This window comes from Segatella hominis, from assembly GCF_004535825.1.
Classification (GTDB): domain Bacteria; phylum Bacteroidota; class Bacteroidia; order Bacteroidales; family Bacteroidaceae; genus Prevotella; species Prevotella hominis.
In genome coordinates this window covers 1-13,616 of record NZ_SGVY01000071.1, presented here as the reverse complement: position 1 = coordinate 13,616, position 13,616 = coordinate 1, and the positions used below count along the sequence as shown (strand labels likewise).

The following is a 13,616-nucleotide window of genomic DNA, read 5'->3' as shown; positions in this document are numbered from 1 at the left end:
ACGTATGGGATGGCGGATATGCAGCCGGATATTACAGTTATCTATGGACAGAAGTACTTGCAGTAAACATTGCCGATTACTTTGCGAAGCATGGCGCTTTAGATCCAGCCGTAGGACAGTCCTTCCGCAACAAGATTCTGAGTCGAGGCAATACCAAGGATCAGATGGAAATGTTTACCGACTTCACAGGCATGAAGCAGCCAGATGCCTCGGGATTCTTGAAATTTAGAGGATTGTAATTCTTGACAAAAGGATTATTTGACAAAAATCATTCGATGAAAAGAGAACATAAGCCCCACCCCAACAGAGTTCACGCTCCACAGGATGGGGTTTATGCATTTGGAGTAGAAAAGTTCCAGGAACAGTTAGTGAATTTGAAGAACTAAGTTTACGTCAAAATCTTCAAAGTCCATTAGTTCAAAAAAAACTGTGACAACTGTGACTGTGACAATTGTGATTATTTTTTGCAAGTCCTTGGATAAATAACTTGCGAAATTCTTGGCGATGTCAAAAGAGAATCGTATTTTTGCAGCAGATTTGCAAAATCATGGAAATGAATAGATTTCTAACAATAAAATAAGTAAAACATTAAAGATCAAGCGAAAATGACAAATTTGATTAGCTTTGATTGGGCGATGAAACGCCTGTTGCGCGACAAGGCAAACCATGCCGTGCTCGAAGGATTGATGACTTCTCTGCTGAACGAGAAGTTCACCATCGTGCGCTTCCTTGAGAGCGAGTCCAATCAAGAAGACGAAAACGACAAGTTCAACCGTGTGGACATCCTTGCCGAGAACGAGAAGGGCGAGCTCACCATCTTCGAGATTCAAAACAACCGTGAGTTGGCTTACTTCCACCGCATCCTCTATGGCGTGTCGAAGGTCATCACCGACTACATCAACATAGGCGAGGACTATGAGAAGGTACGCAAGGTGTATTCCATCAACATCGTGTATTTCACCCTCGGTCAGGCGAAGGACTATGTGTACCACGGCAAGACCGTGTTCCAGGGCTTGCACGACCCTCACGACATCCTGAAGCTCTCCAATCGCCAGAGCGAGGTGTTCTTCGGCGACACATTCAAGAACGGGGAGAAATCGCAGCGTGAGGCAAGCGACATCTTTCCTGAGTATTACCTCCTGTGCGTCAACAACTTCGACAAGGTGGCGAAGACGCACCTCGATGAGTGGATTAGGTTCTTGAAGACAGGTGAGATAGAGGACAGCGACACCGCCCCAGGCTTGGCAGATGCCAAAGAATGCCTCGATGTGCGCAAGTTGTCGAGAGAGGAATATCTTGTCTATCGCCATCACAAGGAGAACGAGGCTTACCAGCGCAGCGTCATCAGCACAGGCTATGATGATGGCATGCAAGATGGCATCAAGAAAGGCAGAGCGGAAGGCAGAGCAGAAGGCGATGCCGATAGAGCTTTGGCAGATGCGAAACGATTTCTTGACTTAGGCTTCTCGCCAGAGCAAGTGGCAAAGGGCACGCAGCTGTCATTGGATACCATTTTATCATTGGTTGGCAAAGCGTGATTTTTAACGGATTATCATAAAAATCAAGCAAGGGAAAGGAGCACTCCCCTTCCCTTGCTTATTTTTTTGTTACTTATCGAAGATTTCCACAACTGGAACTGTCTTCTCCATATTCTGGCGAGTCATGTATTTATAGGTTCCAATTTGCTTCATGCACTTCCCATTTGGAATCTTAATATTTTGAGAATCAAAATACGAAACACTATCCTTAGCAAGAAGCATCACAACCATACCTACATTGTCATTATTTCTCCATCAGAATATTGAACCGTAGCCAAAGCACTGCCATCAGGCAACACCTGAAACACTTCAATCTCATCTGCCCCAATCGCCTGCTGAGGATTCTCAAACAATACGACGTCACGCTTAACACTGTCTTTTCCTTGCGAAGCGTTGATTATCATACCTAGGGCAAATATAAAGATGACTCCTGTAACAAAACCACCAAAATAGGTCAAGATAAATTTTACTTTTGTACTCATACTATATTTCTATTAAATGTCTTCCAAACTTTGATTCTGATGTTTCTCACTATTAATCGCATCCATGTAGTCTATGTGCAGATTAAACCAATAAGGATAGCGAAGATAACTATCATCTTTGACTATATATAAATCCACTGCACCCTTAAAGCCATTTGATGCCAAAGAATAAGATGAATCTCTATCTTCACGAAGACTTTTGCTTGCTACAAGCACACCAAACGCCTCCTTGTCTGATTGAGTACCATAATTGCTAAAAGTCGAGCCATATTTTGTTAGCAACAAGCCTTTGATTTTCTCATATTGTTGAACAGCAATTTCCTCGGAAGTACCGCTCAACACAGCCTTAACTCTATAGACAATCTTGGTCTTTTCATCATAATAGACGAAGATATTTACCTTATTGTCTACAAATTTTTCTGTAAATGCACGACATCCGACACCTAATTGGCTATTCGTTATCCTGTCTAAAGCACATCCTTTCCCTTGCAATTTGGTTTGAAACTGCGTAATCGTTCCATTGATAGGAATACCCATAAAACTCATATGCTCTGTCAAATTCTGAGCATATCCCAGAATTGAGACCAAGGCTAAGAGCCATACAAAAAATATCTTCTTCATAACTTAATAGGTTTTAAATGACAATTGTATAAACTGTCACAAAATTACTAAAAATCCATCAAACCGAATAATAAAAACAACTAAAAATAATGCTTAAACCACAAATTACACCATTTATTCACGTTTTTCAATTATTTTTCTTAATTTTGTCAACAAATTACAATATAAAAAGAATGTGATATGAATTTATCAAAACACTTTATCATTATTAATGACCAGCCAAAGACGTTTCAAATAGACTTCATTTATAAGGATGAGACTTTTGGCTATAAAGTACGTTTCAAGAACTCTCCTAAGATTTATAATTATAGCTACTATAACGTCAGATGGCTAAGCAATCCTTTATGGATAGATCCTACCCATAGCAAAGTTTTCATTAATGGCACATTACAGAAACAGGTTAAAGAAATCTGGAAATTTGAAAGCGACGAACAAAACTATTTGAGAATCATTTTCAACAATAATTTTATCCTCGATGATGTCGAAGGCAACATCCTCGTCACCTCATCATGCTTGGAAGAAAAAGAATCAAAAGATACATTTTCCTATCTGAGAAATGTTGCATACATCAATCCTTTAGGAAAAGCCGAGCACTCTGATGGCATTCTTCGAGACATGTACGACAAGTGTGATTTCATAGGAGACGATACTGCAGCAGCTTGCTATCTCAATCCTAAGAAACATAAACCTAAGGCTTTTAGAAAAAGAAGACTAATCTACCCTTTTGGATGCAACAGTAGCCAAAAGGAAGCAGTCTGCAATGCCTTCAAACACCAAATCAGTGTGATACAAGGTCCTCCAGGAACAGGAAAGACGCAAACGATTCTCAACATTATTTCCAACATCGTTTTACAAGGAAAAACTGTTATGGTAGTCTCCAACAACAATTCTGCGACTGCAAATGTCCAAGAGAAATTGGAAAAATACGGACTATCATTTATTGTTGCTCCCCTTGGAAGCAAAGAAAATAAAGAACGATTCATCGAAAATCAGCCATCAGTACCTTCTGATATTTCCGTATGGGATTTGCCTAAAAACAAGGTTCAAGAGACAGAACAAGAACTAATATCTAATTTAGAAGAATTAGACCAAGTTTTTGCTCTTCAAAATGAGCGTGCCCTACTTTTACAAGAAAGCCAAACTATAAAATTAGAGTGGAAACATTTCTGCATAGACAATAATATTGACGAAGGACAGGAATTGACACAACACTTAAATGCCAAATCAATACTATCTGCATGGCTTAAATGCCAAGCAATAGCTGACAATGTCATTCCTACCAAATCCAATATGTTATCCAAACTATTTGAAAACTTAAAATGGTTATGGCTAAAATGGGCTATCAAGCATAAGTTACACATTAATCGTAAAATAAAGAAGGAAGAAATAACAGAACTCATCAAACAATTACAAACTTTGTATTACCTCAACAGGTCTTACGAAGTAAACAACCGCATAGAAGACATAGAAAAAGAGCTGTCCAACCATGATGCCAAGGCATTGACAAACAGCATGACACATTTGTCTCTTAGCCTCTTTAAGAATTCTTTATGTCAACATTATCAAATGTATCCAAGAATTGTATTTGCAGACACAAAGGCTATCAGACACCAAGGAGAAGATTTCTTAAGACAATATCCAGTTGTTCTAAGTACAACATTCTCTTCACGTTCATGCCTATTTACAGAAAAGCCATACGATTATCTCATTATGGACGAGGCTTCCCAGGTATCCATAGACACAGCAGCCTTAGCTCTCACATGTGCAAAAAACATTGTGGTGGTAGGTGATACACTTCAACTTCCTAACGTTGTAACAGATGAAGACAAAGTAAAACTGGATACAATATTCAAGCAATACAATCTTAATGCTTCTTATGACTGTACACATAACTGTTTTTTGCAATCCATTATGAAAGTCATTGAAAACGTGCCTTCCACGTTGCTTCGAGAGCACTATCGTTGCCATCCACGCATCATCAATTTCTGTAACCAGAAGTTCTATGGTGGCAATTTGCTCATCATGACAGAAGACAAGGGAGAAGAGAATGTCCTATCTGCAATAAGAACAACAGAGGGGAACCATGCTGCCAACCAATACAACCAAAGAGAAATCGATGTGGTAAAAGAAGAAGTTTTGCCTTCACTGAAAAACTATGACAGCATTGGAATCATCACGCCCTACAACAATCAAGTCAATGCTTTCAACAGACAATTAGATGATGTTAAGGCTGCCACCATACACAAATATCAAGGACGAGAAAAAGATGCCATTATCATGAGTGTCGTGGACAATCAAATCACGCCATTTGCGGATGATTCCAACATGCTCAATGTTGCTGTATCAAGAGCCAAGAAAAAATTTGTCCTTGTCTTGACAGGCAATAAGCAAGAGCAAGAAGGAAACATCACGGATTTACTTCATTATATAGCTTACAACAACTGTACTATAACTGATAGTAAATTAGCATCAATATTTGACTATCTATACGAGCAATATACAGAGCAAAGAATAGAGTTTCTTAAAAGCCATCCTCAAGTATCAGAATATGCCTCAGAGAACCTGGCGTATTCTATGCTAAACGAGGTACTGACTTCTAATGATAAGTATTCTTGTCTCAATGTATTAAGCCACATGCCATTGCGCCAAGTAGTTCAAGACACCTCACTGATGACGGAAGAAGAATTGAAATATGCTTCAAATTACAGCACACATATTGATTTTCTCATCATCAATCGTGTAACAAAGCAGCCTATCATGGCTATCGAGACTGATGGTTATTCATATCATAACGAGTCAACAGAGCAACATCAAAAAGACATGATGAAAGACCATATCCTTGCATGCTATGGCTTGCCACTTTTGCGTTTGTCCACCAAAGGCAGTAATGAAAGCGAAAGAGTAAGCAAAGAATTGGATTCTATACTCTACCCGAATCCAACCGACAAAGGATAATACATCGCAACTCTCCTAAAAAACTACAGATTTAGGAGAGTTGCCTTTTTACAACATTTCGCTTAATTCATCTTTAATAACCTCGCAAATATAATACTTTCTTTATAAAACGGACATTAAAAAGTGTTTGAGAGAAGAATGAGGAAAGTTTACTGGTTATCAGTTACTTTCCTCATTTTGGTTAAAAGTAGCGAGGACAGACGAAGACGGGAATACGACAAGATGAGACAGAGGAACGTTACCTATCCGTAACCTATACCCCAAATGGGGAATGTTGAGGTTCGGAAGAATGAGGAAGGTTACGAATTGAATTTGAATACTCTGATTTATAGTGAGTTACTGATGAGTAACGTAAGATTTTTGGTTACGAACCAAATTTGCCGTGTTCTGCCGTGAAATGCGTAGCAAGAAAAGACTCTTCATGTATTAATTTTGAACGCAAAAAAGAATGACGTTATGAAGAGTACATTTTCAATTATCTTCTACCTCAAAAGACAGGTAGTAAAGAAAGATGGTACTGTTCCAGTTATGGGACGTATCACAGTGGACGGAACACAGGCACAGTTCAGTTGCAAGATGTCTGTGAATCCCAATTTGTGGGACACCAAGGGCGGACGCATGACTGGAAAAAGTATGCAAGCCTTGGAGGTGAACCGCAAACTGGACAAAATGCGTGTGAGTATCAGCAAGCATTATCAGGAGATAATAGATCGAGACAACTTTGTCTCTGCCGACAAGGTTAAGAACGCTTTTCTTGGATTGGAGTATCGCTGCCATACCTTGATGAAAGTCTATGAGCAAAGCAGGGATGAAATGGAAAAACAATACAAGGCTGGCATGAAATCTTTGAGCACATTCACAAAATATAGAATCGGTTGTGCTTACGTGGGCGAGTTTTTGCAGTCGCATTACCGTGTAAAGGACATTGCCTTGAAAGAATTGTCCCTGCCGTTTATTACGAACTATGAGACATTCCTTAGAATAGACAAGCAACTGAAGATAAATTCCGCAATGGTGTTTGTCCGTAATCTCCGTGCCATGATTTTTCGGGCGATTGATAACGAGTGGCTCGTCAAAGACCCTTTCAGACGATACGAGTACAAGAACGAGGAAACAACAAGGGAGATTCTGACAAAAGAAGAAATTCACCTGTTGATGGAAACTCCTATCACCAGAAAGCATATGGGGTTGGTGCGTGACTTGTATCTATTCTGCTGTTTCACAGGCCTCGCATTCATTGACCTGTACAACTTGAAGGAAGAGAACATCAAGACATTTTTTGACGATGGCGAGTGGATTGTTATCCACCGACAGAAGACAGGAACGGAAGCCGACATCAAGTTGCTTGACTATCCCAAGCAGATAATGGAGAAATATCGTGGATTGTGCAAGGATGGCAGAGTCTTTCCTGTACCACCTTATAGAAGTTGTCTGCGTTCGCTCAAAAGATTGGGAAAGAAATGCGGTATCACCAAGCCACTTTCCTGGCATGTCTCAAGGCACTCGTTCGCAACCTCGGTTTGCCTCTCCAATGGTGTACCAATAGAAACAGTAAGTTCCATGCTTGGTCACAAAGACATCAAGACCACGCAAGTGTACGCCAAGATTACCAAGGAAAAGTTGAGCAAGGATGTAGAAAAGTTGTCCCAACAACTCAATCACATTGAGGAATTCACATTCGGGAATATTTGCAGCGATAATACGAACACAAAAAAGGCATAGTATGAAACGACAAGTGATAACAATACAAGAAGATATGGTCATCTACGCCCCACATCATGGTGAGGTGTGGATGACTGTTTGGGAGATTGCCGAACTGTTGAATGTAACAGGGACAGCAGTGAAGAATACCATCAAGCGCATTTGGAAACAAAGTGTGCTGAAAGATTTCCAGCATTCTCAATACGTCAAACTTGAAAATGGATATTCTGCGCATGTCTATGATATGGAAGTGATTATCGACATAGCACTTCAAATGGATACATACCAAGCATTGCTTTTTAGAAGATGGCTTGTTGAAAAGATAGGAAATCGCAAAGAATGTCAAGCTACTTCAGGAAAGCAGGGGCGAACGACGATTATCGTGATGAATGGAACGATGCCGAGAGGTATCAGTTAAGCATTACACCTTAATTATATAATAGCGTACAGAGAAGAAATACCAAATGGTTGTATCACTCTGTGCGCTTTTTGCTTTCTATTTGTAGCGCAGTTTGCATATTTTAGAATGTTTGTCATCTATTACGGTTCGCTTTCTTACACAAAATAATCGAGATGTTCAAGCGAATTGGCTTAAATAGTCTTAAATTCACGTCGAATAATAGATTTTCTCAATCATTATTGCTGTTTTCTCGATTAATTTCCGTACTTTTGTACTCGGACTGTATATGCTCGACCGTTTTTTGTCACAGTTAGACGTGTTCTTACAAGATAATCGAGTCGGCAACCTACGCCGTGCTGAGTGTAGTGAAGTCACTTATCTGACATATCTATACAAAAGCGGGTGTTGGGTGGGAAAAGCAGTCCAGACATATAAGGCGTTTATCTGACGCTCTGTTTAAGACACATCGAAATCTTGCAACCATATCGATATTTTGGTCTTGAACTTAGCAACGATAGATGTCCCGGGTGTGATTATATCAAAATCCCGTGGAGACCTTGTAAGCATAGATTGTACCCTTTTGGGCACAGTCAAATGTATTATATAGGTCTCTTTGCGGTAATGATTTTCATATCGGCGTGGGCTCTAACGTTGTCTGTTCAACCAAAATAGGCAATGCAAGAGCCTCGATGTGTGGGATGGGCAACAGGACGATTCCACGCTTTTTTTGTGTCAATTTATTAACTGGGTTCTGCTTAGAATAAGTTAACACCGATATGAAAGTCGATGAACGTGCATTAAAAGATGTACACACCGTAGGAGGTGGTGAAACTCCTCCCTGTGTTGGACTTACCTCCAATACCCTCCCCAAAGCTCAAAGCACTGTTTCCGCTGAGAGTTCACAAACAGGGGTGTCCACCAGAAATGCCCATATAGCAGTAAAGCCTAAGGCGCAAAAAAAGGAAGATACTCCTCATTGGTATGCCTTACGTACCACTTATGGCAGAGAGAAAAAGGCATACGATTATATAACAGCCAAAGGTATTACGGCTTTCTATCCTACAATCGATACGGTTAAACTAATAAATGGTAAGCGCAAAGTTGTTACTGAGTCACGTTTACCTAACATCTTCTTCGCCCACGGTACCGAAGAACAACTCAAATTTTTTGTTTACGACAATGTAAACCTCCCATTTCTTCGTTTTTATTATCATCATATCCATATTGGTAGCAGAATAGAGAAAACTCCATTGATTGTTCCAGATTATCAAATGGAAAGCCTCAAAATTGCGTGCGCTTCAGATGAAGATGATGTTATCATTGTCTCTGGAGAAATTCAGAAGTTCGAGAAAGGGCAGTTGGTACGAGTGGTAAAAGGTGAGTTTGAAGGTTTTATGGGAATAGTAGCACGTCATAAAGGACAACAGCGAGTGGGCATTGTTGTGGACAACTTGCTGACTGTCTTGACAGCATACGTACCGAGTGCTTATTGTGAGGTGGTAAAAGATAAACAGAAGTAAAAGGTTATACCGTACCTTATTATATAGATATAGCAATGATTGTAAAAAAGATATTCACACAAGATTTGCAGATTGCCAAGTCCTTGATAAACAAGGACGAAATGGTTACACGCAAATACTTTTACCAACAATGCTATCCACTGTTTAAGTCTATCTACGACAACTATTATACCGACTGTGCAAATTGCAAGGAGTTTATAGATGAGATATACATAGTTGTTCTTGCTCCAAGCAAGGCAACCGGAAAATGCCAGATGGAAAATTTCAGAGGAGAGAGTACATTGACAAGTTGGTTGAAGACTGCATGTTTGTTTTATTGCTACAAGCAGTTTGAGACAAAAGGGAAAATGCCTAAGTATGAACAGATTTTCCACTCCAATATGAAAGAAAATGATGACGAGAGTGATAGAACAGACTCTATTTATGGTTCTATAGAGATAGATTTTTCTAATCTCAATCATCAAGATGCACTGACTATCATCAAGCAGATGCCTAACAAGCGTTACAGCGAATTGATTCGTCTGCGATATTTGGAGCTGAAGACCAATGAGGAAACCGCAAAAGAATTGGGTATGTCAATGGAGAACTATTATAATAAGCATAAACTCGCCAAGGAACAATACGAGCGAATATTCAGAAAGGAGGTTCACCATGCATAAGGATTTTATACCACCTGTAAGCATCGAGGAGTTTGCCGCGTATTTGGATGGGAATTTATCCAATGACGAGATGCAAAGGGTGTCGTCTGTGATAGAGAATGATGATGCGATGCAAGACATTGCAGCTAATAATCAATCAGTAGAAGATGCTTTATCATATTACGAGCCTTCTGAATTAGTATTGCCAAACGAACTAACATCTCTCAACTTTGAGATTCCGCAGTTTGATGATAGTATGAACATTGACAATGCATGGGATGACTTAGAGGTAGCAGCTTGTGCTGCTGATACGACATGTTATGACCCAACTGAATACGATGATAGTTTAACTATACCATCCCATGAAGACAATATCGCTATTCAGCATGAAGAATGCCTTGGTGAAATAACAGATGGCATCAATCATGACTTTTCACAAGAGCATAATGCTTTTGAAAATGATATACCAGAAATAAACGAATAATCAATATGAGTTCAATGCCAGGATGTTTTAGTCCTTATATGTTGATAAGTTCAACACTCCAGTCTGTCTTTGGTTATGACAGACGAAAGGAACAGGACAAGCAAGCCGATATAGCACAACAGCACCAGTTGGAGTTACGTAAAGCACGTGAAGAGTTTCAAGACGAACTTGAAGCACAGAAAGTTGCTGACATGCGAGCTAAAATGGCTGTCGCTCGTCGTTATCGTGCTGAAGAGAAATTCGACCAAACTGTATTGCAACATAGGACGGAAGAGTTGAAAATGTATTTTATGCGTTGTCTTCCCATCAAGCAACAAGCTATACCTATTATGCTTGAAGATGCAAAAAAATACAAGGAATTAGGTTATGACAGCACTTGTCCACTTAACGTTGTTCTACTTCATACAAAGCAAGCGATTCTAAGTTATGATGATATTTTTAATGAATTGGATAAGAGTCAAGTACAATTAGGAAATCTTAAATATCGTAGATGGTGTGATAAAGATGTAGCTCACAATTCTGCTATATTGAATCTCCATGCCATTATGAGCAACATCCCGACATTGGTTATTTCTCCTTATTTCCAAGGTGGATCTATTCATTATACGGCATCCATGTGGGAAGCGCAATCTGAAACCAAACCTATGATTCGTCCTCTGTTCTCATATCAATGTCCTATGGACTATCTATTGCCAGGGCAAAAGTTTTCAGAAGAAGGTAAGAAAGCAATTCAAGCACAGATGGCTTTGGTTTCTACAATCGTTTCGGGGTGTGCAAGAGATAGTTATATGCTGATGACACAAGGAAGCTTACCTACTTTGCCTAATTTTTTGAAAAACAATCCACAGGTATTGAATAGCTTATTGAAACAGGAGAATAGTCAATTATGTTCCTTCATACTCAACGAGTATAATACGATGAACGATTTGCTTGATAAGAGCGATTGCCCATCACACTTGTTGTCGAAGGAGGATATGAAGCGATTGGCTAACGTTGCAGCAGAAGCGACCAAGGAATTGCAATGTTTAACCCATAAATCTATTGAAGCATAGTATGGATCCTATTACAATGATGGTGGCAAGTATTGGGATGCAATTCTTCAATAACTATGCCAATAGTAAAAAGAATGAAGAGATTCAAGAAAAACAACGTGAATTTCAGAGGGCAGCTGCAGAGCATGACTTTGAGCGTATGCGCAAGCTTCAAACTGAGTCTGCCAAACTTGCTTTGGAATTGGAAGCAGAAGTACACAAGGAACGTGTAGAAGACATCAACAGCAACTACGATGCTTTGTTAGACAACTTTGCACATAGTTTTGCCATACAGAACTGGCCTCTGAATGTATTGCCGTTTGTTATGAAAGGCGAGTCGTTTGGTACCCTTTTCAACGGCACTAAATCCATCAATCTGCATTGTATTCTTACACCTTCCAACTGCGATTGGTTCAACAAGAATTTCTATGACGACATCGATTTGCGCTTGGAGGCAGAAATGAACAACAACTGGAATGCTCAAAGCACACACCCTATTGTTTATTATGGAGGTGCTTGGAATCGTAGATCTATGGTAAAGGGAATCTCTGTTCCTAATATCGTTGACTTGGATGACATTGAGCTTCTCAGAGTAAAACTGAAGGATGTCCCTGTCGTTGTTATTACTCCTTATTTTGACCCTTGGCTTCATTTCAAAGTGAAATTATGGGGTACGGGAAAAGATGCTGAAGCTCCATACAGAATAGACATTCCTCATGGTGATGAAGTCGAGTTCTCTAAAAGAATTTTCTCTTATGACTACAATAAAGACGAAGTAGATATAACAGAGGACTTTGAAAATACTACAGTAGAGGAATTTGTTCCTTATCTTGAATGCTTGATTGGATTTATCGCAGATAAGTATTTTTGGAGTATGTATGGCATTCCACCAAACATGCGTGACATAACAAAAAAAGGTAATCGTTCAAAGTTTATTGTAAATAACAGAAGTTGCCAAGAGTTTAATTACATCAATTGCATAGATCATACGGCATTAAAAATGCATAGTGCAAAAGACTTAATAAAACTCGTATCAGTATGTATTGAAGATGTTACAGAGTCTCAAACTGTTGAGACTATATGTAATGTGTTGTGCCAAATTTGTAATGCTCGATTAGCTAGTAACATATGCAACAATAATACATTAGATGATTTCTTATTATCTGGTTATTTCGGAATTGCAGATTTGGAACTTTTAGAGTTTTTAGCATCTGTTCTTAATAGATATCAAAGTGACAATAGTAAAAAATTACATTCAAAGCTAAAGGAACTTTCTCAGGAAATCATAGACATTAATAATAATGAGACCAAACATTATTTTTCGCATATCACACTCTATGATTTACTTGACTTCTTGCTTCATAATATGGACAGTAATCACGAAGGCGATGATACCTTGGTTATGGATTTAAGATATGAAGAAAGGATTGTTTCTGTGTACTATACAAATAGCGAATTTCAAGAATCACAGCTAATAAAATACAAATATCGAATAGATGGTTTGCTTGTGCCGAAAGTTTTGAAAAAAAAATCCCCCAAGCGCTTGAAAATAAAGATAAACAATATTGCTTCTTTTATGAGTAAAATATCGTTTGAATGTGATGTGAATATTTTTCACGTAACAATTGATTTAAAAAGCATAATAAAAAGATGTCAAGACTTGGTGATAGATATAAAATCATGTGACCTATCTATAAAGAATAGTATACCAAAGGAAATCATAAAGAATACAGATAGTTGTTTAATTGATCATCTAATGTATTGTGAAATTAAAAGCAATTGTGATGATGATATAGTTAAGCAATTATTCTATTATGATAGTATGGAAGGGGAGATTAGAAATAAATTTTCAATGTCTAACAAAATAACATTAATTTAAAATGAGCGACAACATTCTTAGTAAAATTCCGAAGCCTTTGTTAGAGAAGGCTCAGAAAGTCATCAAAGAAGCTCTTGAAGAATCGACAGAAAAAGAGCATTCAAAAAGAACTGGTAAGATGTCATTAAAATCAGCTTCTGTTTCACGTATTGTGCATAAGGAGATAATCACATTGAATGAGATTATCACTTGGGCAAAATCTCATTGTCCCAAAGAAGATGATGTCAAATTTGTAGTTATCCTAAAATCCGCAACTATCATCCAATACACGATTAAGGGTAGATTTATGAGTCGTTAGTAGCAGCTTTCAGTAAAAAGCAACAGCACAACATCAATATGTAGCCACCATCCCCTTACCCCACGATGC

Annotated in this window: 14 protein-coding genes; 11 read left to right on the top strand and 3 right to left on the bottom strand. The window is 38.7% G+C overall.

Annotation, left to right across the window (positions count from 1 at the left end):
• Together EXN75_RS15970 and EXN75_RS15965 are read left to right on the top strand one after the other, a co-directional pair.
• The coding region (locus EXN75_RS15970; RefSeq protein WP_167639560.1) for a M3 family metallopeptidase at nucleotides 1–239 on the top strand (239 nt) is incomplete at its 5' end.
• Nucleotides 240–605: 366 nt separating this feature from the next.
• Complete coding sequence (locus tag EXN75_RS15965) at nucleotides 606–1,538, top strand: Rpn family recombination-promoting nuclease/putative transposase (protein WP_134844574.1); 933 nt, start codon at nucleotides 606–608, stop codon at nucleotides 1,536–1,538.
• 69 nt (nucleotides 1,539–1,607) lie between these two features.
• Here the strand turns inward: EXN75_RS15965 and EXN75_RS17880 are convergent, their stop codons facing one another.
• Genes EXN75_RS17880 through EXN75_RS15955 form a run of 3 tightly spaced genes read right to left on the bottom strand, consistent with a single transcriptional unit; the run spans nucleotide 1,608 to nucleotide 2,641 of the window.
• Complete coding sequence (locus tag EXN75_RS17880; protein ID WP_167639559.1) at nucleotides 1,608–1,769, bottom strand: hypothetical protein; 162 nt, start codon at nucleotides 1,767–1,769, stop codon at nucleotides 1,608–1,610.
• A gap of 2 nt (nucleotides 1,770–1,771) precedes the next feature.
• The gene (locus tag EXN75_RS15960; RefSeq protein ID WP_134844573.1) at nucleotides 1,772–2,020 is read right to left on the bottom strand and encodes a hypothetical protein; all 249 of its coding nucleotides are present in this window, start codon (nucleotides 2,018–2,020) and stop codon (nucleotides 1,772–1,774) included.
• Between the two features lie 12 nt (nucleotides 2,021–2,032).
• Nucleotides 2,033–2,641: a hypothetical protein gene (locus EXN75_RS15955; protein ID WP_134844572.1), complete on the bottom strand. Its 609-nt coding sequence runs from the start codon at nucleotides 2,639–2,641 to the stop codon at nucleotides 2,033–2,035.
• A gap of 180 nt (nucleotides 2,642–2,821) precedes the next feature.
• Here EXN75_RS15955 and EXN75_RS15950 point away from each other — a divergent pair, with 180 nt between their 5' ends.
• The 9 genes from EXN75_RS15950 to EXN75_RS15910 all read left to right on the top strand — a co-directional run bounded on the left by EXN75_RS15950 (nucleotide 2,822) and on the right by EXN75_RS15910 (nucleotide 13,547).
• Complete coding sequence (locus EXN75_RS15950; protein WP_134844571.1) at nucleotides 2,822–5,596, top strand: AAA domain-containing protein; 2,775 nt, start codon at nucleotides 2,822–2,824, stop codon at nucleotides 5,594–5,596.
• A 456-nt stretch (nucleotides 5,597–6,052) separates the two neighbouring features.
• Entirely contained in the window at nucleotides 6,053–7,318 is a 1,266-nt protein-coding gene (locus tag EXN75_RS15945; RefSeq protein WP_134844570.1) for a site-specific integrase, read from the top strand.
• Between the two features lies 1 nt (nucleotide 7,319).
• The gene (locus EXN75_RS15940; protein WP_071122461.1) at nucleotides 7,320–7,715 is read left to right on the top strand and encodes a hypothetical protein; all 396 of its coding nucleotides are present in this window, start codon (nucleotides 7,320–7,322) and stop codon (nucleotides 7,713–7,715) included.
• A 758-nt stretch (nucleotides 7,716–8,473) separates the two neighbouring features.
• Entirely contained in the window at nucleotides 8,474–9,217 is a 744-nt protein-coding gene (locus EXN75_RS15935; RefSeq protein WP_134844569.1) for a UpxY family transcription antiterminator, read from the top strand.
• 35 nt (nucleotides 9,218–9,252) lie between these two features.
• Nucleotides 9,253–9,876 carry a sigma-70 family RNA polymerase sigma factor gene (locus EXN75_RS15930; protein WP_134844568.1) on the top strand — a complete coding sequence of 208 codons (624 nt, stop codon included), beginning with the start codon at nucleotides 9,253–9,255 and terminating at the stop codon, nucleotides 9,874–9,876.
• Between the two features lie 88 nt (nucleotides 9,877–9,964).
• Entirely contained in the window at nucleotides 9,965–10,339 is a 375-nt protein-coding gene (locus EXN75_RS15925; protein ID WP_134844567.1) for a hypothetical protein, read from the top strand.
• A gap of 5 nt (nucleotides 10,340–10,344) precedes the next feature.
• Nucleotides 10,345–11,391 carry a hypothetical protein gene (locus EXN75_RS15920; RefSeq protein WP_134844566.1) on the top strand — a complete coding sequence of 349 codons (1,047 nt, stop codon included), beginning with the start codon at nucleotides 10,345–10,347 and terminating at the stop codon, nucleotides 11,389–11,391.
• 1 nt (nucleotide 11,392) lies between these two features.
• Nucleotides 11,393–13,249, top strand: coding sequence for a hypothetical protein (locus EXN75_RS15915; RefSeq protein ID WP_134844565.1), 1,857 nt, complete (start codon nucleotides 11,393–11,395; stop codon nucleotides 13,247–13,249).
• A 1-nt stretch (nucleotide 13,250) separates the two neighbouring features.
• Nucleotides 13,251–13,547, top strand: a complete 297-nt coding sequence (locus EXN75_RS15910; protein WP_134844564.1) for a hypothetical protein — start codon at nucleotides 13,251–13,253, stop codon at nucleotides 13,545–13,547.
• Nucleotides 13,548–13,616: the final 69 nt, after the last annotated feature.